The sequence below is a fragment of the Lawsonibacter sp. JLR.KK007 genome, from assembly GCF_036941135.1.
Taxonomy (GTDB): domain Bacteria; phylum Bacillota; class Clostridia; order Oscillospirales; family Oscillospiraceae; genus Lawsonibacter.
On the sequence record NZ_JAYWSY010000001.1, the window covers coordinates 768,502 to 791,719 of the forward strand.

23 protein-coding genes and 1 pseudogene are annotated in these 23,218 nt (G+C 53.0%); 18 read left to right on the forward strand and 6 right to left on the reverse strand.

Features of this window, described 5'->3' with window-relative positions; translation table 11 throughout:
- Nucleotides 1-75: 75 nt before the first annotated feature.
- Nucleotides 76-1,026 (reverse strand): ABC transporter substrate-binding protein, encoded by a 951-nt coding sequence (locus tag VV088_RS04390; protein WP_334599563.1) that lies wholly within the window; start codon nucleotides 1,024-1,026, stop codon nucleotides 76-78.
- Between the two features lie 229 nt (nucleotides 1,027-1,255).
- Here VV088_RS04390 and VV088_RS04395 point away from each other — a divergent pair, with 229 nt between their 5' ends.
- From VV088_RS04395 to VV088_RS04405, 3 genes are all read left to right on the forward strand, one after another.
- Complete coding sequence (locus VV088_RS04395) at nucleotides 1,256-1,768, forward strand: cob(I)yrinic acid a,c-diamide adenosyltransferase (protein WP_334599564.1); 513 nt, start codon at nucleotides 1,256-1,258, stop codon at nucleotides 1,766-1,768.
- A 161-nt stretch (nucleotides 1,769-1,929) separates the two neighbouring features.
- Nucleotides 1,930-2,568: a hypothetical protein gene (locus VV088_RS04400; RefSeq protein WP_334599565.1), complete on the forward strand. Its 639-nt coding sequence runs from the start codon at nucleotides 1,930-1,932 to the stop codon at nucleotides 2,566-2,568.
- Nucleotides 2,569-3,017: 449 nt separating this feature from the next.
- Complete coding sequence (locus VV088_RS04405; protein ID WP_334599566.1) at nucleotides 3,018-3,377, forward strand: hypothetical protein; 360 nt, start codon at nucleotides 3,018-3,020, stop codon at nucleotides 3,375-3,377.
- Nucleotides 3,378-3,489: 112 nt separating this feature from the next.
- Here the strand turns inward: VV088_RS04405 and VV088_RS04410 are convergent, their stop codons facing one another.
- A complete protein-coding gene (locus VV088_RS04410; RefSeq protein WP_334599567.1) occupies nucleotides 3,490-3,846 on the reverse strand; it encodes an arsenate reductase family protein in 357 nt (118 codons plus the stop codon).
- Nucleotides 3,847-4,026: 180 nt separating this feature from the next.
- On the opposite strand from VV088_RS04410, the gene VV088_RS04415 reads away from it, so the two are divergent.
- From VV088_RS04415 to VV088_RS04430, 4 genes are all read left to right on the forward strand, one after another.
- A complete protein-coding gene (locus VV088_RS04415; protein WP_334599568.1) occupies nucleotides 4,027-4,437 on the forward strand; it encodes a peptide deformylase in 411 nt (136 codons plus the stop codon).
- Between the two features lie 325 nt (nucleotides 4,438-4,762).
- Nucleotides 4,763-5,284 (forward strand): DUF4358 domain-containing protein, encoded by a 522-nt coding sequence (locus VV088_RS04420; RefSeq protein WP_334599569.1) that lies wholly within the window; start codon nucleotides 4,763-4,765, stop codon nucleotides 5,282-5,284.
- 522 nt (nucleotides 5,285-5,806) lie between these two features.
- The gene (locus VV088_RS04425) at nucleotides 5,807-8,383 is read left to right on the forward strand and encodes a hybrid sensor histidine kinase/response regulator (protein ID WP_334599570.1); all 2,577 of its coding nucleotides are present in this window, start codon (nucleotides 5,807-5,809) and stop codon (nucleotides 8,381-8,383) included.
- 899 nt (nucleotides 8,384-9,282) lie between these two features.
- Nucleotides 9,283-10,557: a MerR family transcriptional regulator gene (locus VV088_RS04430; protein WP_334599571.1), complete on the forward strand. Its 1,275-nt coding sequence runs from the start codon at nucleotides 9,283-9,285 to the stop codon at nucleotides 10,555-10,557.
- Nucleotides 10,558-10,743: 186 nt separating this feature from the next.
- Here the strand turns inward: VV088_RS04430 and VV088_RS04435 are convergent.
- Nucleotides 10,744-11,967, reverse strand: a pseudogene (locus tag VV088_RS04435) (alanine/glycine:cation symporter family protein); the annotation flags it as partial.
- A gap of 140 nt (nucleotides 11,968-12,107) precedes the next feature.
- Here VV088_RS04435 and istA point away from each other — a divergent pair.
- The 3 genes from istA to istB are packed head-to-tail and all read left to right on the forward strand — an operon-like array spanning nucleotide 12,108 to nucleotide 14,177.
- Nucleotides 12,108-12,719, forward strand: coding sequence for an IS21 family transposase (gene istA / locus VV088_RS04440; protein WP_334598916.1), 612 nt, complete (start codon nucleotides 12,108-12,110; stop codon nucleotides 12,717-12,719).
- Between the two features lie 35 nt (nucleotides 12,720-12,754).
- On the forward strand, nucleotides 12,755-13,387 hold the full coding sequence (locus VV088_RS22700; protein ID WP_442913109.1) for a Mu transposase domain-containing protein: 633 nt from the start codon (nucleotides 12,755-12,757) through the stop codon (nucleotides 13,385-13,387).
- Nucleotides 13,380-14,177, forward strand: coding sequence for an IS21-like element helper ATPase IstB (gene istB, locus VV088_RS04450; protein WP_334599572.1), 798 nt, complete (start codon nucleotides 13,380-13,382; stop codon nucleotides 14,175-14,177). Before VV088_RS22700 ends, istB begins: the two co-directional genes overlap by 8 nt.
- 180 nt (nucleotides 14,178-14,357) lie before the next feature.
- Here istB and VV088_RS04455 read toward each other — a convergent pair whose 3' ends face one another.
- Both VV088_RS04455 and VV088_RS04460 read right to left on the reverse strand, forming a co-directional pair.
- Entirely contained in the window at nucleotides 14,358-15,980 is a 1,623-nt protein-coding gene (locus VV088_RS04455) for a M56 family metallopeptidase (RefSeq protein ID WP_334599573.1), read from the reverse strand.
- A 10-nt stretch (nucleotides 15,981-15,990) separates the two neighbouring features.
- Nucleotides 15,991-16,350, reverse strand: coding sequence for a BlaI/MecI/CopY family transcriptional regulator (locus tag VV088_RS04460; RefSeq protein WP_334599574.1), 360 nt, complete (start codon nucleotides 16,348-16,350; stop codon nucleotides 15,991-15,993).
- Nucleotides 16,351-16,648: 298 nt separating this feature from the next.
- Here VV088_RS04460 and VV088_RS04465 point away from each other — a divergent pair, with 298 nt between their 5' ends.
- Together VV088_RS04465 and VV088_RS04470 are read left to right on the forward strand one after the other, a co-directional pair.
- Complete coding sequence (locus VV088_RS04465; RefSeq protein ID WP_334600464.1) at nucleotides 16,649-17,413, forward strand: EFR1 family ferrodoxin; 765 nt, start codon at nucleotides 16,649-16,651, stop codon at nucleotides 17,411-17,413.
- A gap of 83 nt (nucleotides 17,414-17,496) precedes the next feature.
- Entirely contained in the window at nucleotides 17,497-17,700 is a 204-nt protein-coding gene (locus VV088_RS04470) for an HU family DNA-binding protein (protein ID WP_334599575.1), read from the forward strand.
- Nucleotides 17,701-17,867: 167 nt separating this feature from the next.
- On the opposite strand, the gene VV088_RS04475 is transcribed toward VV088_RS04470, so the two are convergent.
- Nucleotides 17,868-18,128, reverse strand: a complete 261-nt coding sequence (locus VV088_RS04475) for a hypothetical protein (protein ID WP_334599576.1) — start codon at nucleotides 18,126-18,128, stop codon at nucleotides 17,868-17,870.
- A 191-nt stretch (nucleotides 18,129-18,319) separates the two neighbouring features.
- Between VV088_RS04475 and VV088_RS04480 the strand changes: the two genes are divergently transcribed.
- From VV088_RS04480 to VV088_RS04505, 6 genes are all read left to right on the forward strand, one after another.
- The gene (locus VV088_RS04480; protein WP_334599577.1) at nucleotides 18,320-18,988 is read left to right on the forward strand and encodes a response regulator transcription factor; all 669 of its coding nucleotides are present in this window, start codon (nucleotides 18,320-18,322) and stop codon (nucleotides 18,986-18,988) included.
- Nucleotides 18,985-20,055 carry a sensor histidine kinase gene (locus VV088_RS04485; protein WP_334599578.1) on the forward strand — a complete coding sequence of 357 codons (1,071 nt, stop codon included), beginning with the start codon at nucleotides 18,985-18,987 and terminating at the stop codon, nucleotides 20,053-20,055. The genes VV088_RS04480 and VV088_RS04485 overlap by 4 nt, the downstream gene beginning before the upstream one ends.
- Before the next feature lie 158 nt (nucleotides 20,056-20,213).
- Entirely contained in the window at nucleotides 20,214-20,360 is a 147-nt protein-coding gene (locus tag VV088_RS04490) for a hypothetical protein (RefSeq protein WP_334599579.1), read from the forward strand.
- The gene (locus VV088_RS04495; protein WP_334599580.1) at nucleotides 20,357-21,205 is read left to right on the forward strand and encodes an ABC transporter ATP-binding protein; all 849 of its coding nucleotides are present in this window, start codon (nucleotides 20,357-20,359) and stop codon (nucleotides 21,203-21,205) included. Before VV088_RS04490 ends, VV088_RS04495 begins: the two co-directional genes overlap by 4 nt.
- Nucleotides 21,205-22,197, forward strand: coding sequence for an ABC transporter permease (locus tag VV088_RS04500; RefSeq protein WP_334599581.1), 993 nt, complete (start codon nucleotides 21,205-21,207; stop codon nucleotides 22,195-22,197). Before VV088_RS04495 ends, VV088_RS04500 begins: the two co-directional genes overlap by 1 nt.
- 3 nt (nucleotides 22,198-22,200) lie before the next feature.
- Complete coding sequence (locus tag VV088_RS04505) at nucleotides 22,201-23,196, forward strand: ABC transporter permease (protein ID WP_334599582.1); 996 nt, start codon at nucleotides 22,201-22,203, stop codon at nucleotides 23,194-23,196.
- Nucleotides 23,197-23,218: the final 22 nt, after the last annotated feature.

The window sequence follows — 23,218 nt, forward strand, 5'->3', positions numbered from 1 at the left end:
CATACAGAACGGTAAGCTCCGGACCTGGTTCCGCTTTGGAACCAGGCCCGGAGCTGTTTTGGTACTGTCCTTCCGTCATTCCGGGTAGAGGATCTGGGCCAGCTTTTCATAGGCTTCTCCCCACCTGGCGTTGGGCTTCAGGTTGTAGAGGGCGTGGTCCAGGGTATAGAACCGACCCTCCTGCACCGCGCGCAGTGAGTTCCAGGCGGGATTTTCCAACAGGGTACTCTCCAGGGTGGCCTGCGCTCTGGCGGGGTCCGCTCCTTGGAGCACTGCGAAGATGTAGTCCGGGTCGGCGGCGATGATGGCCTCCAGACTCAGGTCCTCCAGCAGGGAGCTCCCGTCGGCAACATTGACGCACCCCAGGCTGGCCAGCATCTCGCCCAGCAGAAAATCTGTGCTCCCCTTTACCTTGCAGCTGGAACCGGTCGCCCGCATGCACAGAATCCTCGGCGCCTCCCCGTTCTGGCGGGCGAGGGCGGCCTCGACCTGCTGCTGGACCTGAAGGCCGTAGAGGTCATAGTTCTCCGGACAGCCGGTCAGCTGTGTGCAGAGTTTCAGCATCTGCAGATAATCGTCAAAGGACTGGATGTCGAAGTAGGCGGCCGGGATGCCGGCCTGCTCGAAGGCGTCCAGCAGCTCCACGTCGGCCTCCGTGTTGCAGCTGGCCAGCACCAGATCCGGCTGGACGGACAGCAGCAGCTCCAAATTGGGCTCCTTGACCCCTCCCAGGTTGACCACATCCCCGCTTAACCCCAGGTTGAAGGAGGTCCAGGCGTCGTCCGCCGCCGCCGCGAGGGTCTCCTGCCCGCCGGCCAGACACCAGATATCTGCGAAGCTGCCGATGAGCGCGGCGACACGCTCCGGCCGCTCCACCGCGACCGAACGGCCCAGGCCGTCGAGAAAGGATACCGTCTGCACTCCAGGATCGGAAGGGCTGGACGGCTGTTCGGGCGCTTTGGCACAGCCCGGCGCCAGCAGCGTTCCAATGGCGCATGCCGCCACAAGGATTCGCTTCCAATTCATAGCGTGTTCCTCCTGATACTGAAACTATGCTCCCATTATAGCAGGATTTTAATGGGAATGGAATATGGATGGTAGGAGAAAAGGGGCGGATGCTGGTGGGCCGTCCCCGGACCGGGGGGAGCTTGAGGCCGTGTTGGCCCTGAAGGACCCGGAGGTGGACCCGAATTGCCGTCAGTTCCGAAACGGCTTGGATATAGACAAAATTTGCAGGAGCAAGGAGGATTTTCTTATGGATGAGGGGCTGATCCACCTCTACTGGGGTGAGGGGAAGGGCAAGACCACTGCGGCCATGGGGCTGGCTCTGCGGGCCTTGGGCCGGGGACGGCGGGTGACTGTGGTCCAGTTTTTAAAGGACGGCGCCAGCGGTGAGCTGGAGCCTCTGCGCAGGCTGGGCGCGTTGGTTTACGCGGGAAAAACCTGCGGCAAATTTGCCGCGCAGATGACTCGGGAGGAGCGGGCGGATACGGCCCGGCAGAACACAGACCATCTGCGGAGGGCGCTGGAGCTTCCCTGCGATTTGCTGGTGCTGGATGAGGCATGCGCTGCATGGCAGCTGAACATGGTGGATCGGGAGCTGCTGGAGGCGGCTGTCCTGAAGCGGCCGCAGGGGCGGGAGGTGGTGCTCACCGGCCGGGAACCTGCCCGCTGGATGGCGGAGGCCGCCCACTACTCGACTGAGATGACGTGTCACCGTCATCCCTATCAGGATGGGGTCCCGGCCAGAGAGGGGGTGGAGTTTTGACGTACATTCCGCTTTCTTGGAGGGGTGATTCTCTATGAAAAAGAGCATCATGTTTGAGAGCAGGGGATACCTGCGCCAAAATTAAACCACTGGTTCAATGACAAGCCGCCCCGAAGCATGTATGATAGAGCCACAACGACAGAGCAAAGGAGTGGAACGCCATGAACTTAAAAGATGCTTTCCGGGCCCAGAACAAGCTGCAGGTTCTCATGGATGAGGCCAGCTGCATCCTCCAGGACCGGGACAACACCCTGAAGGTCACCACCACCCATCTGCGCAGCAAGGTCATGCCGGAGGCCCAGGACGTGGTAGTGGAGGACTCTGCCCCCAGCGAGTACACGGAGCACATCAACCAGGTGGCCGCCTTTCTGATGGCTATGCTGGCGGAGCGGGAGAAGCTCAGCACCGCCATCTGCGCCGCCAAGTCGAAGCTGCCCCTGGACATGGACAGCGAGACCGGCCTGAACCGGACCCGGCAGAGTTTGGCCGAAGTCTTCCGCCGGATGGCCGTCCAGCGCAACAGCGAGGTGGTGGTTGCCAACGGCGGCAGCGGCTACCGGTTCAACGGCGAGGGCAATCAGGTGAGCTACCGCTGCGACGCCAAGCGGGTGACCACCATCAACTTTGACCGGAACAAGATCCGGGGCATGGCCACCGAGTTGGGGCGCAAAGCCGACGAGGTGTCCGCCAAGCTGGACCAGTGCCTGGTCAACACCGCCGTGGACTACGCCCTCCCCTTCGAGATCAACGACAACTTTGACGTGATCTTGTCCGATTTCATCCAGCGCCAGGGCGGATAACGATCCTCCCCGGGCGCGGGGGGTGTGGCGGAATGGAGAAGCTGTGACGGCCGGTTCAGGTGCGGATGAATGATGATGCCGCACATTACCAAGAGCAGATTGAAGAGTATCTGTAACATATTTTGAACTGAATAACGACAGACACTTTTCCCTGCGTTCTAAGTAAGTACGTTTTTGCTCCCTGATCAACACGCAGAACGTCAAACCGCCCTTACGCTTCCCTCTTTCAGAATTTGGTCCGTATGGCCTCGGCCTGCGGGCTGATAATGATGACAAGTCGCCAAGTCTGGGCGGGTACGGCGCTCTTTGAGGCGCCGTCCGGCCTGGAGACGGCGGATAAGGGCCTAAACCGGCTTTGAACTTCCGCCATGCCCCCTGCGTCCGAGGAGCGATACCATGAGTGGCTGTCTCCACTGCATGGAAGAAAATGTGTAAGGTTCGGGAGGCATATGACCGAAACTGAGTTAAACGAGCAGCTTACAGCGCTCTTGGAGCATTCTGGGAAAGCGATATGCTGCAAGCGCCGGACGGGCCGCCAGTACCGGCGCAGGAAGGGACAGGAGAAGTCAGACCGCCGGCTGGCCATCGTCCAGCTCACCGGCTATGCGCCCCACCGGGGGTATGTGGACTGCGGCTTTGAGGGGAAAACCCTCCTGCACACAGGCAAGTACATAAAGTACCCCAAGAACAGCAAGTGCCAGTGCTGGCTGAAGCGGGTGAGCAGCAAAAAGGTCCGTTCCTATCCCTGCCTCCCTCGAAAGGGAAACGGCTACCGCAAGGTGTTCGATTACTGGTGGTCACTGTATTGAGAGGAAGAAGATCCCGCCGCAGGTGTGATTTACACGCTGCGGCGGGATCTTTGGAGTGCAGTTCTGATGCCAGAAGTCCAGCCGGTCCCGCCTTTTCGGTATCATCTGCGTCCTATTTGCTGTTCAGACGGTTCTCCCACTCGGCCTCCTTAAAGCCCACAAGGACGAAATCATCCCCAATCAAAAGCGGGCGCTTGACCAGCATCCCGTCTGTAGAGAGCAGCCGCAGCATCTCCTCCTCGCTCATGCCGGGCAGCTTGTCCTTCAGCTCCATGGACTTATACAGCAGTCCGCTGGTGTTGAAAAACCTCTTCAGCGGCAGTCCGCTGCGCTTGTACCACTCCGCCAGCTCATCATAGTCAGGGCGCTCCGTTTTGATGTCCCGGAAGGTATACGCAATCTGGTTTTTGTCCAGCCATGTTCTCGCCCTTTGGCAGGTGGTGCACTTGGGATAGCAAATAAAGGTCATAGTTTCATCACGCTCCTATTGCTGTTGATTGTATCGGGCCTTATGGTCAAAGATGGCCTTGCAGACCGTAATGCCGTCTTCTGCTGTATGATCGACGCATTTGCACGTTTCCCTTGTTTGTGGTATTTTATTATACCACACAGTTCCCGTTATGGGAAGTAGGTACTGGAGGTATATATTATGATTCGAGATATTATGAAGGATGAGACCTTCCTCGCGCAAAAAGCGGAGCCCGCCACACCGGACGATTTCCCCGCTGCTCAAGACCTGCTGGACACTCTGGCCGCCCACAAGGACGGCTGTGTTGGCATGGCGGCCAACATGATCGGCGTCAACAAGAGGATCATCGTCTTTGACAACGAGGGGAAGTACATGGTCATGTTCAACCCGGAGATCGTCAAAAGATCCCAGCCCTACGAGGCGGAGGAGGGGTGTCTCTCCCTCACCGGAACCCGGAAAACCCGGCGTTGGCAGTCCATCAAGGTACAGTACCAGAACGAGCAGTTCCAGACCCGCTTCAAGACCTTCACCGGCTGGACGGCCCAGATCATCCAGCACGAGATCGACCACTGCGAAGGGGTGCTGATCTGAAATAGATGGATCGCCAGCATCATCGGTTCGGTCCTGGAAGGCTGCATTTTTCTGCGGGTGGGCCAGCGGCTGTTTCAGTAGGAGTTGCCGTCCACAGGTCAAGAATACGATGCGCCAATTCTGCGCAAACTACACCCCGGGGTCGGAGCATTCGCTTCCCGGGAAGAAGGAGAGAAACGAACCCCTGGCCCGCCAGTGGGGGGGGCCTGCCATCTTTGCGGCAGTGCAGTGGCGCCAGCAACGCCGCCAAACCGCCCTTCCTCTGTTGGCACAGAGCCATACCCCAACCGCAGCAATGAACCTGCAGAAAGGAGCAAACGCCCCAATGAGAACGAAAATCCTCGCAGCAGTCCTGCTCACAGCCCTCCCCCTCTCTCTGGCCGCCTGCGGAGCCAACCCTCCCGGCAGAGGCTCTGCCGGCGACTCCGCCTCTGCCGGGCCCCAGATAGACCTCCAGGCGTTCTTCGACGACACCACCAGCCAGTACGAGTTCGGCTTTCTGGAGCTGGCGGATGATGCTATCCTGGATATGCTCTACCCTGGTATGTCCAACATTGATGCCGAGCAGATGCAGGTGTACTACTGCCCGATGTCTATGAACAACGGTGAGTTCGGCCTGGTTCAGGTGAAGGACAGCAAGGACGTGGACGCCGTGATGGATATCTTTCAGACCCGCGTTGACTACATGGTAGGCGACGGCAGCGGCCCCGGCGGGGCTCAGTATCCCATGGCAATGGACCAATGGGAAAACAACTCCCGAATCGTCTCCAGCGGGAACTATGTCATGATGATCATCCACGAAAACTGCGATGAGATCGTGGAGGCATTCAACGCCCAGTTCTCCTGAGCCTCATACTCTCTGACCCATCCGGTCAGGGAGTTTTTTTAACGGCCTGCCCTCCTTGCAGAGTGGGAAAAAATGAAAAATATGCCGGAACCAGAAGGGAGAATTGGGCGCAGGACCCTCCAACAGGACTTTCGTGCGCTGGACTGCCAATCTAGATAAACAGTGAACGTTTGCACTGTTTTCTTGTGATAGTTATGATGTGATATGTGACAGGGTTTCTACAAATTTTAATTCAGAAGATGTTTGACCGGGCGGCCCAAGCAGAGCGGCGAAAGCGCTGTGCCGCTTTCGTTTCCTGATTCCATCCTGCCGGCCCCGAAGTGCCAAGCCCCACTTTTGTATTGACGAAAGTAAGGACATGTGATATTATGACACCAACTTTTCTAGTTTTCTGCGGCAAAACTACGGAAACAAACCGGTATGCCGCCAAAACGGCGGGTTCCGGTGAGGAGCTGTTTCCCTGTACCGGAACTCGCCGCAACGGCTATGACCGGAATGTGGTCTATATGGAGGGGCGGGCTTATGGACTATTCAGGGGAGCTTTTCAAACGGGCTGGAGACGAAGCTCCACTGATCGAGGAACAGGAGCGGCACAGCGGCATGCGGAGCGTTCAGAATCTGGAGGCCGTTATCAACGAGGGCCTTCGCGTCGCCCTGCTGGAGGATACTCCCGACCGGTCTCTGGAGGTGCTGCTGGAGCACTTGGGAAAAGCGTTAAATGGGGAACGGACCTACATATTTGAGCAGAACGAGTCCGGCGGCGACGATAACACCTATGAGTGGGCAGCTGACGGGGTGGAGCCAGAAAAGGAATATCTCCAAAATGTGCCTCCGGAGGTATGCGCAAGCTGGTACCGGAAATTCCGGGTCGGCAAGCATATCGTAATTGAGCGCCTGGAGGATATCCGGGAAACGGAGCCGCTTCAGTATGAAAATCTGAAGCGGCAGGACGTTCATGCCCTTGTGGTGGTTCCCCTTTATGACGGCAAAAGGATCATTGGCTTTTACGGCGTGGACAATCCCCCTGTGCGGTCGCTGGAGTATGCGTCGAATATGCTCCAGACCGCGGCATATTTTATCGTATCCTCCCTGAAGCGGCGGAATCTGTTCCGGGAGCTGCAAAAGCGGAGCTATAACGTTCTTCACGCCCTCAGCGTGGACTATTTGGGCATCTATCAGGTGAACTTCGATACCGGCGAATGCGAGGTCTACCGGAGCAGTGAACAGACGGGGATTGATTGGGCCGCCCAGTTTAAGGACGGCTACCAAACGGCGGTGGAGCGGTATATTGCCCAATATGTGGTTCCCAGGGACCGGGAGCGGCTCCGCGCCGTGACAAAGAAGGACTATGTGCTCGCTCAGCTCAGAACAAAGAAAAAGTTCTCCGTTCGATACCAGGTGAACGACAGCTGTTCCGGACTGAAGCACATGGAGCTTCATTTTTCCGCCACAGAGAAGACGGCGGAGGAGAACTGTGCGATTTTTGCCCAACGGGACATTAATGCCGTAGTGGAGCAGGAGGAGAAATACAAGCTGGAGGCGCGGCAGAGCCTGGAGGACATTCTGGAGGGCGCCAGGACCGGAATCTGGACCATTGAGCTGGAAGAGGGCTGCCAGCCAAGGATGTACGCGGACCGCACGATGCGGATTCTCCTGGGCGCGCCGGATGAGATCGGTCCGGAGGAGTGCTACCGGCGTTGGTTTGAAAATATTGAGCCAGACTATGTGGATATGGTGCAGGACGCGGTACTGCAAATTTTAGAAACCGGCCGGGCCGAGGTAATATACCCCTGGAAGCATCCGAAGCTGGGGAAAATATATGTCCGCTGCGGCGGCGTGCCGGACAAAACGTTTAAAAAACCGGGCGTATGCCTGCACGGCTACCATCAGGATATTACGGAGACCATGGTGGCGCGGAAGAAACAGGAGCAGTCCATCATGGAGCTGCTGGAGCGGGTGAGGCGGGCGAATTCGGCCAAGAGCGAATTTCTCTCCCATATGTCCCACGATCTCCGTACACCGATCAATGGAATTTTAGGACTGCTGGCCATTCTGGAAAAAAGCCCGGACGATCCGGAGCGGCAGCAAGCGTGCCGGAAGAAGATCCGCGTGTCGACGGAGCATCTGCTGTCCCTGGTAAACGACGTTCTGCAGGTCAGCAAGCTGGAGAGCGGCCAGCCGGCGGCGGAGGTGGAGGAGCCGTTTGACCTTCATGCCGCGCTGGAAGACTGCATTACCATCCTGGCCCATCAGGCGGAGAAAGCGGAAATCCGGCTGGCCCTGGAGGAGGTCAGCGTGTGCCACAGCAGGCTGATTGGAAATCCGTTGCATTTGAAGCAAATTCTGATGAATGTCATTGACAACGCCCTCAAGTATAACCGGCCCCAAGGCTCCGTGTCTGTCCGGGTAGAGGAAACCGCATTTCGGAATGGCAGCGCAAGCTACCGTTTTGTGATCGAAGATACCGGGATCGGCATTGGGGAGGACTTTAAGCCCCACATTTTTGAACCCTTCACCCAGGAGCATCCGGATGCGAGGACCCAATATAACGGCGTCGGCCTCGGCATGTCCATCGTGAAGAAGCTGGTGGACCAAATGCGGGGAACCGTTGAGGTAGACAGCTCCCCAGGCCAGGGGAGCGTCGTCCAAATCACCCTGCCCATCCGTATCGACGAGGCGGGGCAGACCGGGGAGGAGGAGCAGGACGGGCAGAGCAATATTGCGGGGATGCGTGTCTTGTTGGTCGAGGACAACGAGATCAACCGCGAAATTGTGGAGTTCATTCTTCGGGATGCGGATGCGGAGGTGGTGACCGCCGTGAACGGAAAAGCTGCAGTAGATGTCTTCATGTCCTCTGCTCCAGGAACATTTGACTGTGTACTTATGGATTTGATGATGCCAGTCATGAGCGGATACGAGGCGGCCCGAGTGATCCGCGGCCTGGACCGGGCAGACGCGAAGACCGTCCCTATCATCGCGCTGTCAGCCAACGCATTTGAAGAGGATGTTGCGCTGGCAAAGGACGCCGGAATGAACGGACATCTGGCAAAACCGGTGGACATCCGCAAGATGTTCCGGCTTATGAGCAGCCTGCGGTGACGGCGGGAGCACGAAACGGCAGGTATGTTCTAACAAGATTGAAACGTGAGGAGAAGGGCACGTATACAAAGCGTGGTTGTGCCCCCTTCTTTAAAGGGCGGCATCGCGGCGGTTACCTCCGGAATGAATGGTTATTTGCAGAACCAATTGATATTCAGACTGTCTCTCAGAAATTAAAACGGTACGTGAAATAAGTCCGTCATCCCTCTGTGAAAATGATTTTCGGAAAAAGGTTATAAAACGCCGGATATTTAACTATATCCGGCGTTTTGACACCCAGAACTGAATTCGAACCAGCGGCCTGCCGCCTGCAGTCCTTAAAACGCCCGGTGAACTTGGCGCACACATTTTGGAAGAGACTGTTTCGGATTCTATGATCGGGCGACAAACGCTTAAGATTCATTCAGCCTGCGGGCCTTTTTGATGACTGTCCAAATATTGGGGTGTCTATTTCTTATTTTGTCCTTGACAAAGGGTACACTTTAATATATTTTATTCCGCAGGATATCAGTTTGTGGTTGAGGATGCGGCATTTGATTTGGCTCTTTCCTTTGAGACGTGTTTGGCAGAAGGCGGCCAGACGAATACCATTTGCCCATTTGGTTTCTGTGACGATACCAGGCCAAATACTGTCCAATACGCATATGAGTTCAAAAATGGGGTTCAGGAGATATTGAAAATGGAGACTGATGAAGACGGGGACTAATGGTATGATTAATTTGCCGGCTCTCTTGAACGCAATTTGCGAGTTATACCCAGAATATGCAGCTATACACAATGAAAAACAAATTCGGAATGAACAAAGCGCACTTGTTCAGGAAACCCCTGGCGTTAGAACAGAGTTTATCAGGTGGTAATTTTCATAGAGCGGTTGCCATATTGCTTGGAGGTAAATGTAGATGAAAATTGGAGAGCTGGCCCAATTATGCGGTGTGCCTCAAGCAACTATCCGCTATTATGTCCGCATTGGTATGCTGCTGCCAAATCACGCTGGAGCACAATACGATTTTTCTCAGCGAGAGTATCACGACCTACAGCTTATCCTAAAGATGAAGCAACAACAATTTAATCTGAAGGAAATTCAGAACTATCTTGTTCTGACCAGGCATTCCAATTTTATCGAACCTGATACAATCAGCGAATGCCTCAAACTTTGGGAAACAAAGCGTACCGAAATATGCAAACAGATTATTCAGCTGCAGCAGTCTATTCAGGATATCGACCAAGAGATTTCAGAGTTGCGCAGCCGGACCGTCAAGCCGGGGCATCAGACTGGCGTTCCTCTCTCTGCTTTAAAGCTATTGGTCTGCCCCCACTGCGGGAAACCCCTGATGGTTGATGATGCTTCTATTTCAGAGGAGTATGTCTACTCTGGCGTTCTGCGGTGCTCGAATCAAGAATGTCCTCAGAACTATAAGGCTGTGATTGACAACGGTATCATCAAAACCGGAAACATCTATACCGCACCCTACGATTCCCCTGATCTCAAACGAGGGCTATATCGAAATATGGGCCCTGATTTCAGCTCCGCACTGCAAAAATGTGCTGACTATATTTGCAATAAATTGGCAAGCTACAACCTCCACGGTAAGGTCCTGTTGGAGGCCAATGTCAATGGGTATTTTTTCCTCTATCAATACCTGAACCTTTTGCCCGAAGATTGTATCTGCGTTGTGATAGATAAATACCCGGAGACGCTTGAAATGTACAAATCTCTAATTGAACAGATAGATTTGAAACTCAACATCCTCTACATTGCTGATGCAGGGGAACATTTCCCCCTGCGTGACAGCTGCGTAGACCTCCATATCAGCTATTTTGGGGAAAACGAATACCAACTCTACCATAAACATTGCTTTCTTCACGATGTAGCACGCCATTTTAAAAGCAATGTTAAGATATTGGGTTCACAGCTCAGCTATGATAAAACGGCAAAGACCAGAAAAAATTTGCAAAAAAAGTATCCAGAGTGCAGCAACCGGTGTGCGCAGGCTGACTATTTGAAAGAGGACTATAAAGCCTTGGGGTACTGCCCCGACTTGATTGAAGTTGGGTCTATAAAAGACAGCGGGACCTATCAATATAGCTTTGAGTGCCACGTCCGGGGCGAAGCACTGCGGATTTATTATTTTATGGCAAGGCCGTATAATGCCATACCAGAGCGCGATGGATGACAGGTCCATCGCGTTTTCTCCTGTGCTGAACACATTTATCTGATTGACAGATTGTTGTTCTGCTGAGTCCATCTTCTTCTGTGAACATATCTAAGTTTCGAAAACTGTGGTAAAATGTAAGTTCCGACGCAGATGCGTCGGAACTTACATTCAGGTGGGGAGAAAGAGATGGATAAGAGTAATTCCTTAGTCAACGGAAGATTTTCCAGTAGAGAAGTAGCTTTTGGTCATCTTTCGCAGTGTTCCGGCCAGGATACACATACCCAGCGTATTGAAGCCGACGGTGAAAGCGTTGGCACAGTCGGCCCACATCAGCATGATGTCTACACCCACAGTGCCGCCGGCAAAGGCGATGATAGCAAAGATGACCTGGCAGATGTAGCGCACTGTTTTGTTGTGAAACATGTTGTCGATGCACAGACCTACAAATGTACAGAACGACAAAGCAGTGGAACCAGCAAAGAGGATCAGTCCCAAAGAGGCGATAATGTTGCCTATAGTTCCCAAAGAATCATTGAAAGCGTTGATTGCCAGCACGGAACCGGGGGCTCCAGTGGTCCATGTACCGGTGCATAGAATGACCAGGGCGGTGAAGGTACATACGATGATGGTATCAAAGAATACCTCAAACAGCCCGAAACAGCCTTGCTTGACAGGATCGTCCACGTTAGCTTGGGCGTGAATAAAACTGGAGGAGCCGTTTCCGGCATCACTTGAATACATGCCCCGGGCACATCCATTTTTGATTGTAGCGGCAAGAGTAGCACCCACGAAGCCGCCAGTCGGAGCGGCACCGGAGAACGCACCGGTAAAGATACTGACCAAGGCCGGGATGAGATTGCCGATGTTGAGGATGATAATGAGCAATCCAGCAGCCAGATAGATGGCGGCCATAATCGGCACCAGCTTGTCAGTAATCTTAACCAGCATGGTTAGACCGCCGAAAAGCACCAGAGCCAAGATAACGCAGACAGCGGCAGTGCTGGCAATGCGGGGCAGACCAAGGCTTTCAGCGCCAGTAACCACAGAGCCGGTATGTACACCAGCAGCAATCAGGAAAGCAACGGTTTGGCAGATACAGTAGGCGATACCCATAGGTTTCCAGATATTGCCCAGATAGCGGGGGGCGCCGCCTGTTATGTTACCATCTTTATCAATGCTGCGGGTGTGAACGGCCAAGGTGGCTTCTGCGTACTTTAAAGCCATGGCAACCATGCCGATGACCCACATCCAAAACACAGCGCCAGGCCCGCCAAGGGCAATGGCAGTCCCCACACCCACAATGTTGCCAGTGCCCAGAGTGGCGGACAGTGCTGCGGTGACGTCTTGCCAACCGGAAATCTTGCCATCAGAAGTTCCTTTGAACATATTGCCGAGGACCTGCTTCATAGCCGCGCCGAAGTGCTTGAACTGAACGAAATCACACTGTCAGCGCCAATGATAAAATGAAAGAAAACGCCGAGGAAAAAATGTAGTTTTGTGGCGGAGAGGAGGGAAAAAAGATAGACTCCCAATCAGGGCGAAAAAGAGCCCGGAAAGGGAGGCAGGAAATGAAAGGAGCACAGTGGATGGAAATCCGAAGCGACAGACAAAAAGGGCTGAGCTATGTGGAGCTGGGCCGGAAGTACCACATGGACCCGCGAACAGCAAAGCGGTACGCGGAATCGCCGCAGAAGCCGGAGTACACATTGAGCGAGCCCAAGCCCACAAAGATGGACCCATACAAGCAGATCGTGGACGAGTGGCTGGAAGAGGCGCCGTATTCAGCGCTGCGGATACTGGAGAAGCTGCGGGAAATGGGATTTGACGGGGGCTACAGCATCGTCAAGGCGTATGTGAGCAGCCGGAAGATGGACTTGAATGAGAAGGCAACGGTGCGGTTTGAGACGATGCCCGGAAAGCAAGGGCAGATGGACTGGGGATTCTTCGAGGATCACCTGGTGTACGAGGATGGGAAGTGGAAAAAGCTGTACTGTTTTCTCATGATTCTGGGATATTCGCGGATGCGGTACATCGAGTTCGTAACGGATATGAGCACAAACACGTTGATACGGTGCCATCAGAACGCGTTTCGGTATTTCGGAGGTTACCCGGAGGAGATCCTGTATGACAATATGTCCCCGCAAGGGGGATGCGATGGCTCTAAGCGGCAAAGCCGCTAAGAGCCATCCAAAAGCAGGTAGTCATCAAGCGGCTTTTGAAGCAGGAGGACTCCACGCTGAACCGGCAGTTTGAGGACTTCGCGGGATTCTACGGATTCAAACCCATTCTGTGCCGGCCGTACCGAGGTCAGACCAAGGGGAAAGTAGAGCGGACGGTGCAGTTTGTCAGAGATAATTTCATGGTGGGGATCCAGTACAACAGTCTGGCGGACTTGAACGGACAGGCCCTGGCCTGGTGCAACAAAGTGAACGAGAAAGTCCACGCCACCACCAACGAGATTCCCTTTGAGCGGCTGAAAAAAGAGGGCCTGAGTCCCCTCTCTCGTGAGTACATCATCGACAAGATCAACCTGAGGCGAGTACAAAAAGACTGCCTCATCTCCTACGCCGGCAATCAGTACTCCGTGCCAGCGGAGTATGTCGGCAAAGATGTGGCAGTCGTGGCCCTCGACAGTATGCTGGCTGCGTATTACGAGGGAAAGCAGATCGCTCTGCACCGAATATCGTATCAGAGAAAGGACATGGTTGTCAATCCTCAGCACTATAGAAGGCTTACGCTGAAACAGACAATAGATGCGGAAAATGTTCTGCTGGAACAGGGCAAAGTAATAGATTTCCCCTTGAAGCCCTCCGATTTATCCAGATATGACGAGGCGCTGTATGAGTGAATTTACTATGGACAGGCTGAGGGAAAACCTGGAAGCCCTTAAGATGAAAAACACCCTGGAGATTCTGGACAATTACCTGGAACGGGCGGTGGCGGAGGATCTCAATATTGTGGAGGTTTTGGATCACATTTTCTCAGAAGAAGCCAAATCCAAGCGGAGACGGGCCTATGAGAAGCAAATCCAGATGTCCGGCTTCCCCATTAAGAAGACCCTGGACGACTTCGATTTCTCCTTCCAGCCCTCCATCGACAAGCGCCAGGTCGACGAACTGGCCACCATGCGCTTCCTGGAAAACGGGGAGAATGTGGTCTTCCTTGGCCCGCCCGGCGTGGGCAAGACCCATCTGGCCTCCGCTCTGGGCCTGGTGGCAGCACAGCACCGGTTCTCCACCTACTACATCAACTGCCACCAGCTTATTGAGCAGCTCAAGAAGGCCCATTTTGAGAACCGTCTGCCGGACAAGCTCAAGGTTCTGTCCAAGTACAGGATGCTTATCATCGACGAGATCGGCTACCTCCCCATGGACATCCAGGGCGCAAACCTGTTCTTCCAGTTGATTGCCAGGCGATATGAGAAGACGTCCACCGTCTTTACCTCCAACAAGACCTTCTCCCAGTGGAACGAGGTCTTTGCCGACGTCACCATCGCCTCCGCCATCCTGGACCGTGTCCTGCATCACTGCACCGTTATCAACATCAAGGGCGAGTCTTACCGCCTGAAAGAACGCAAGGAATTTATGCGCCAGAAGCAGCAAATCGTGAACACTCTTTTTGAGCAAGGAAACGCTTAGTTTTGTTACCCCCCCCCCTCCGCCGAAAAACTACAAAATTTCTTCGGCGTTTTCTTACAATTTCATATCGGCGTTGACACCAGTGGGAGTAAAACGAACCGCGAGAAAAAGAGCGGCACAGCTCATTGCGAGCTGTGCCGTTTCTTTTTTGCCTGGGGGATAAATCATTCTATTTTTTGGTCAATCAAACATGGGGGATGCTTGAAAAATATAATAATTCGTTACCATCGAAAGCTGTATAGCATTTGTGCTATTGTTATCCGCGATTGCGTTTAGTTTGGAAAACACTTCGTCCGACGTCATTTCAGCAAGAGTTTCCAGGTCAGTATCATACCAAAAAGATTGAATATCATTGATTGCGTTTGCAAGTGCCGCGTCCCGTTCTCCGACTGTGACTACTTGAGGATCAAGGTGATAAGAAACGCCATACATCAAACTTGCCCATGTGGGCGGGTCAGTTTCCTGGCTTTCTCTCGCAAGTTCAAAACTCAAATCAGGATCAATCACTGGACTGCCATAAGAGCTCTTTACTAATATTGCGTTTTCAATATTTGACGCTCTTATGGTTAAAGCCAAAAAGTTTTTCTCCTCCGCTGTGAGGTGCGCGGGGAAGCAATATGCTGCAATATCGTTTTGGATAATATCCTCGTGTTCCTCTGGATGTTGATTTCCCCAATCCAAAAGGACCTTGTCAAAATCGGCAACCGTCTGGTTGAGGTAGTCTGCTGATTTTAACGCTAACAATGATTGATAACCGTCTTCGGCTCCCAGGGCAGATTCAGACGTTTTGTTAGTAGCGTCATCTCTGTGAATGATTGAGGGGACGGAAATCGAATTGTTATTTTTTGTCGCCGCCGAAGTTGCAAAGGCTGTTGTCACACAGACAACCAATGCCAGGGCTAGGGCGAGAGAGAGAACAGACGATTTTTTGATTTTCATAATAGCTGTAATCCTTTCTTCTATTGCGGTTTTGCTGAAATTGCTGCTCAATGGGTTCAAGCCGCTCCGTGTTTCTTCCATGCTGATCAGTACCCGCGCATAGTCCGCCTTTGTGGTTTCTCCGAAAAGGCGGACAACCGCCTCGTCACAGGACAACTCAATGTCCCAGTTGGCAAGAATATACATCACCCAAGCAAAGGGATTAAACCAATGCACACACAGCACCGCAATCAACACCAATTTTGCAATGCTGTCAAAGCGCCGGATATGAACATATTCATGCGCCAAAACATATTGCAGCGCCGTTGTGTCTTCCCAATCGGTGGATGTTGGCAATAAAATCACGGGACGGAATACGCCGTAAGTCAGCGGAGCAGAAAACCGGCTGGACTGTCGAATGGAAATCGGACGTTTCTGCTGGTGGGTGTCCAGCCAGCTTTTGATGAAGTCATTTTTTACTGGCAGGGAAGTTTGAAATTCCTGTCGGCACTTCCAATATGCGATTGCAAAGACCATAGCACAGATCAGCGTACCAGCGGCCCAAACAGTTCCCCAAATAGAAACAGTACTTGTGGTACTCCCAATATCACCGGGCATAGCAGCCATTTGCCCTATTGTATCAATCGGCAATACCTTGTCAATCTGTGGGACTTTTGTTGCGGCAATCCCAGAAGTTTGATTGCTGATCAGCGAATATATGCTGAACATGGAGGGGAGTGAGAACGGGAGCAACAGCCGCGCAACCGCTATCCCCCAAAGCGCCAGGAAAGTCTTTTTGGGCAGTAAGCTGATCGCCAGGGCGCGTATGATGGTGATTGCCAAAATCATCACGGCCCCCGCAAAGCTCATTTGCAATAGGCTCATTTGCACCACCTCATTCCAAATCCCCAACAATCTGTTTCAGCTTTTCAATTTGCTCGGCACTCAGTTTTTTTCGCCCCAGCAAAGCCGCGAACAGCTTGTCGGCAGAGCCGTCATATACCCTGTCGATCAGCTCGTTTGTTTCCGCCTCCTGTACTTCCTCCTGCGGCACAAGCGCGTGACACATGAAACCGGGCTCGGAGCGCTTAATCGCCCCTTTCTTGATGCAACGCTTAATCAGGGTATAGGTGGTATTTACATTCCAGCCTAATTCCTGGGTCAGCAGTTTGGCGATATGTTTTGCGGGAACATCGCCATCGCGCCAAAGGACGGACATCACTTTCAGTTCAGAGGCAAACAGCTTAATGTCCATCTGGTAACACCTCCTTTTCAAGACTGTGGTAGTAGCTACGGTCATATACTACCACAGTCTTAATCACTTGTCAATACTACTATGGTCTTAAAAAATGAAATTTGGAGAAATCACGCGAGCAGAAGGCCAAGCGAGGTTTCACCAGTATAGCGGACAGGATATGAACAACATCAAAATAAGATATGGATTGCATATAAATTTGAAATTTTGATTGCTTTTTCTCGATCATGCGTCTACAATGTGAGCTGGGGAAATGATTGGTCGTATCCGCATGAAGAATCCACGTTGGGGGAAAACGATGATTGGCGTATATTTAAGTGGAACAGGGAACACAAAACACTGCATTGAAAAGCTGATTTATTTATTGGATGAAACTGCGCGAGCAGTTCCCATTGAGGGAAAAGAAACTGTGCATTTATTATCACAGCACAAGTTTATTGTATTGGCGTACCCCGTTCAATTCTCCAATGCGCCAGTTATGGTACGAAACTTTATCAAAGACAATTCGGAACTTTGGAAAAACAAAAGAGTGCTTTGTGTTGCCACAATGGGATTGTTCAGCGGGGATGGAGCAGGATGTTCTGCACGGCTATTGAAAAAGTGTGGCGCGAGTATCGTTGGCGGCCTGCATATCTGTATGCCGGATTCGATTTGCGATGTGAAGCTGCTGAAAAGATCTGTTGAAAAAAATCGGGAGATCATAAAAGCGGCGGACAGAAAGATTGAAAAATGTGCGCAAGAGATCAAGCAAGGCAAATACCCAAGGGATGGCTTAAACTTTTATAACAGAGCAACAGGCCTCTTGGGTCAACGCCTATGGTATTATGGCAAGACGAAGGACTACTCTGATAAGCTGAAAATCAGTGAAGCCTGTGTGGGCTGCGGACTATGTGCCCAGATATGCCCAATGGGAAACATCACCCTAAAGAATCACAAAGCAGCAGCGGGAGATCGCTGCACAATGTGTTATCGCTGCATCAGCTCATGCCCTGCACAGGCGATTACACTGTTGGGAAACGCTGTATTTGAGCAGTGCCGCTATGACAAGTATAGTAAGGAATAAAGCATTTCTGAGATGTAGGTTGCCTTTTCCCAATGGGGCGGCTATCATACACGAGCGACTTTTTATACAGAAGGAGAATGTTTATGAACAAAAATGAACTGATTACTGCGATGTCTGAGGCCAGCGGCCTGCCCAAAAAGGACTGTGAAATTGCGCTGAACGCGTTTACTGGAGTTGTGGAGCATGCGCGCAAGGCGGAGGATAAAGTTCAGCTGGTCGGGTTTGGCTCTGAAGGACGCGATCCAGGAAAAAGATTTGGTGGGGTGAGGAAATGCGGCGAGAACTAGGTGTTGCACGATGTGGCCTTGCGTGCTGTTTGTGCTCTGAGAACGTGAGATGCGATGGCTGTGGGTCGGATGGATGTCCCGATGCGGATAAGTGCGAAAACAAGAAGTGCTCTTCCGAACGAGGCATTTCGCATTGTTATGCCTGCACAGAGACCTGTAAAAAAGGATTACTGAATAAAATCAAGCCCTACGCCTTTACCCTGTTTGCAAAACGGTATGGGGAGACGCATCTGTTGGATTGTCTTGAAGCAAATGAAAAAAGAGGCATTCTTTATCACCGTGAGGGAATATTTGGTGACTATGATGAATTTGACGATGTGGAAAAGTTGATTGAATTCATTAAGACCGGTATGCGTTAAATCATATATTTCATAGCTTCTGCGGTCGATGGCACGCAGGCTGGCGCGCAGTTCTTCACTTGTTTTCATTGCAGACCACCGATTTCTTGGGCGTGACTCTATTTTATCACCTTATGCCGGATATGTATAGAGATTAGAAGCGGGCTGTCCCCACAAATGGGCAGCCCGCTTTATGTGGCGCTGATGGTCTCTTGCCTTTTTGCTTCATTTGAAATATAATCAGGGCTGTCACATAAATTTACGGAGACGAGGGGGGCACTATGGCAAATATCCTGATTGTCGAAGATGAAACAGCCATGCGGGACATCATCGCGGACTATATGCGGAAAGGCGGCCACACCTGCTTTACCGCTGACGACGGCATAGACGCCCTTGTCACGCTGAAAAATCATCCTATGGATTTGATGATCCTGGACGTGATGATGCCCCATCTGGACGGCTACTCTGTCTGCAAAATGGCGCGGGAAATGAGCGATATGCCCATTATCATGCTCACCGCCAAAAGCGGGGAGGACGACAAGCTGAAAGGCTACGAATACGGCGCGGACGACTACATGACAAAGCCATTCAGCCCCAAGGTGCTGCTGGCCAAGGTGAACGCCCTCCTGCGCCGTTCTTCCTCTGCTTCTGCCGGAGCGGTCACCGCCGGTAAAATCCTGCTCCAGCCCAACGCCCGCAAGGTCTATCTGGACGGTCAGGAGATTACCTTGACCCATAAGGAGTACGAGCTGCTCGCCTTTCTGATGGCAAACCCTGGCCAGATATTCAATCGGGAGCAGCTTTTGAACCGTGTTTGGGGCTATGAGTTTGAGGGAACGACTCGAACCGTGGACACCCACATCAAGACCCTGCGGCAGAAGCTGGGGGACGAGGGCCGCCATATCGTCACACTGATCCGCTCCGGCTATAAATTCGAGGTAACAATATGAAAGAGGCTTTTTCCCTCCGTACCGTACGGAAAAAGATTGTAATGCTCTCCAAGCTGGCGGGAATTGTGCTGATTTTCTCCTATATTCTGTCTACCCGTCTGCCTGTCAGCGAGGATGCTTCTTTCTTGATTTGGTTGGGTTTTCTTATGCTGCTGGTTTTAGGGATAGACTTTTTCATGGGCCGCTTTATCACGAAACCGATTGACAAACTGAACGCCTCCGCAAAGCGCATGGCGGGACTGGATTTTTCCGCCCCCTGCAATCTCGTTTCAACCGATGAATTTGGGGAACTGTCTGCCAGCCTGAACACAATGGCTGAAAATCTGCAACAGGCCCTTGTCCGTCTGGAGGATGCGAATACCCAGCTCGAAAAGGATGTGGAAAAGGAACGGCTTCTGCTGGCCGAGCGCAGGGAGCTGGTGGACAGCCTGTCCCACGAGATGAAGACCCCGCTGGGCATTATCCGGGCCTATGCCGAGGGCTTGCAGGACGAGACGGACGAGGGCAAAAAGCAGAAATACGCCCAGGTGATCGTTTCCGAGGTGGAGCGCATGAACGATCTGATCGTGACCCTGTTGGATTTGTCCGCCCTGGAGAGCGGAGCCGTCCAGCTGAACACCATCCGGTTTGACTTTGTGGAGCTGACGGAGACAGTGGCCGGGCGGCTTCTGATTGACGCCCCGGACACCGAGTTTGAACTGCAATATGAGCTGCCGGAGCAAAAGGCTTTTGTGCGGACAGACCGGCGGCGCATGGAGCAGGTTTTGGACAACCTGATCGTCAACGCCAAGAAAAATGTGTATCCCGGCGGGGTTCTGCGGCTGGAGCTGACAGTGGATGATGGGGCATTGCATTTTTCCATTTTCAACCAAGGCAGGACGATTCCGGAACATGACCTGCCAAAAATCTGGACAAAATTCTATCGGGACAGCGGAGCGGAATACAGCGGCTCCGGGCTGGGGCTGTCCATTGTGGCGCAAATCCTGTCCATGCAGAATCTTCCCTACGGAGCGGAAAACCGGGCGGACGGGGTACGGTTCTGGTTTTCCATCCCTGTCACAGAATAATTTCACACGGATTTCACAGCGGCCTCACACCAACTTCACACCGCATATTTAATCTCTCCGTATCACACAGCTTCCAATTCAAATCTGTGTTCCCGTCCCCGGAGGGGGCGGGAACAGGAAGAAAAATTGGGGCTGCAAATAAGGAAAGGAGGTTTTTTATGTTCTTTGGGTTAGCGTGGTACTGGTGGCTGGTGATTGGGGCGGTGCTGATCATCTCCATCCCCTTCAAGATCAAGTTCATGAAGTGGTGGACCAAGCGCCGGCAGGAGAAGGGTCGGCGGGGAAAGTGGGGTGACGGCGAGTGATCGAGGTCAAAAACCTGACGTTCTCCTACGGCAAAGACAAGCAGGCCCTCCACGGCCTGGACTTCACCGTGGAGGACGGGGAGATTTTCGGCTTCCTGGGGCCAAACGGCTCCGGGAAGTCCACAACACAAAAAATTCTCACCGGAATTTTGAAGGGCCACGGGGGCAAGGTCTCGCTGTTCGGGCAGGATATCTCCGCCGCTCACGGGCAGGAATTTTTCCAGAAAATCGGCGTGCTGTTTGAGTTTCCTTATCTGTACGCCAATCTGAGTGCCGTGGATAACTTGAACTACTTTGCATCCTTTTACCACAAGGAACAGAGGAGGGACATAGGCGAGCTGCTGGACGCGCTGGAATTTAAGCCGGACTTTCTGAAAAAGCCGGTGTCCTCCTACTCCAAGGGGATGCGCCAGCGGGTGAGTATGGCCCGGGCGCTGGTAAGCAGTCCCCGCCTGCTGTTTCTGGACGAACCCACCAGCGGTCTTGACCCCTCCGGCGCGGTACTGTTTCGCAGGATTATCGAACAGGAGCGCAAAAAAGGGACAACAGTTTTTGTGACGACCCACAACATGATGGATGCTGATCTGCTGTGCGACCGGGTTGCATTCATCTCTAATGGGAACCTGGTGGCCCTGGACACGCCTAAGCGTCTGAAAGAGAAAAACAGCAATCACCGGGTCGTGATCGACTATCTGTATCAGGGGCAACGGGAAACGAAAACCATAGAGGCCCAGGAACTGGAGGCGGGCATTCCTTTTGCCCATGACGAGATTATCAGCATCCACTCCCAGGAGCCGACCTTGGAGGATATGTTCATCCAGTACACGGGGAGGGGGCTGTCCTGATGGGAAAAGGCTTTTGCGCCCTGTTCAAAAAGGACTGCCGGATGCTGGCGTCAGGGAAGTTTTTCCTCATGGCATTTGGCTTTCTGGTCCTCTATACGGCCTATGTGAATCTGGGCTATATCCGCTTCATGCAGATGGAGCCTTACAATGTGTACCTGTACGATCCGGCGGGGACACAGACGGAACAATCCTCTCTGGTACAGACCGTTCCGTCCATGGAGGCTATGGACACCGCCCTGCTCTCCGACGCCAACGGCGTGGGGCTGGACGCCAGCGGCGAGGAGGTGCGGGTGGTACTTTACAGGGGGGCGGAACACGTTGACCGCCACCGGGCCGACTATGCCCTGTCCCTGCTGGAACCCTCGGCCAGCCCTGCCCCGGAGGTGCTTGGTACCAACACGCCGGAACAAAAGGCGAGGAAAGAGATCACCTGTGAACTGCTGTTTTTTGAGCTGGCCGCTGTGGGATTTTTGGGCATCGCCGCCGTACTGTTCAAGGAAAAGGGCATGGGGGTCATTCGTGTCCACGCCATTCTCCCGGTGCGAAAAGATTTGTTTCTCCTGTCCAAGCTGGCGGTGTTCCTGCTCTCTGATCTGGCCTTTGCGGTGCTGCTCACCCTGCTGAACGTAGGGTTGAACGATGGAGCGGCGGTGCTGCCTGCGGTCCTGCTCCAGACGGCCATTCTTTCCCTGATGATGGCCTTGGTGGGACTGCTCTGCGCCCTGCTGCTGAAAGATTTCCGGCAGTTTACGCTGGCCTACCTGGTGATCGCCATTTTCGCTGCTACCCCGGTGTTCCTGTCGGCCAACACCTCCATCAAACTTGACTGGATCGGCTATCATCCGTTCTATCACGTCTATATGGGCCTGAAAAATGCCTATTTCGGAACAGACATTTCCCCTGCCTATTATGCCGGCGCTGCCGGTGTGATTGCGCTGCTGTTCCTGGTGGTGCAGCTTGCGTTCCATCGGGAAATCGGAAAGGAGGGGTGAGGGATGAAAGGCTTAACATATCAACTGAAAAGCGTCCTGCGGGATAAATTCTGCCTGATGACCTTCCTGCTGCCCATCCTGGTCGCCGTGGCATTGAATTTTATGGGTTCCATTGACTTGTCCAGCCTGGGAGAACTGCACTTTGGCGTACTGGAAAACGACCTGCCCCCGCAGACAATCACATGGCTGGAGCGGTACGGGCCGGTGACAGCTTATGGGACACAGGAAGAACTGACCGCCGCCATCAACGAACCGTCTACCAATGTGATTGGCGTAAAAGCAGACGGAGACAGCCTCAAAACCGCAATCAGCGGGGACGAGCTGGAGATTTTCCGGCAGGCGGCGGCTACCCTGCCCACCCTCTATGAGCGGCAAGAAAACGCTGAACAAACAGAAGTCCAGGTGTTGGATCGGCCTGATATTTTGGAAAACTTTCAAGACATTTTCATCCCCGCCGTGCTGATCGTGGCTATGTTTATGGGCTGTACGTTCAACGCCATGAACATCATTTCCGAAAAAGAGGACGGCGTAGCGTTTATCAATGAGATACTGCCTATGACGCCAAGCCAGTACATGTTGCAGAAGGTGGCGGTGGGATTTCTCTTTGGAAGTCTATCGTCTGTCGTAACGGCGTGTATTTGCTTTCAACTGTCCTGGCAGAATTTTGGGCTGATGCTGGCGCTGATCCTTCTGTCGTCCTTTGTGGCGGCGCTGATTGGGCTGTTTACCGGCAAGCTCTCCGAGGGCTTGATGATCGGTGTGGTCTATATCAAGATCATCATGCTGGTATTTATCGCGGTGCCCATTTTATGCGCTCTGATTGGGGTCAGCGGGCTGTCGGCGGTCCTCTGCAATCTCGTCCCATCCCAGCCCGCCTTCGACGGCATTATGGCCCTGTCCGCCGGAAACACAGGCGCAGCAATCAAAGATGCCGGCATACTGTCTGTTCATTGTGTGGTATGGCCTGCACTGTACGTTTTTTGCGTTCGAAAAATCTAATCTTCAAAAGTAAGTTGGACAT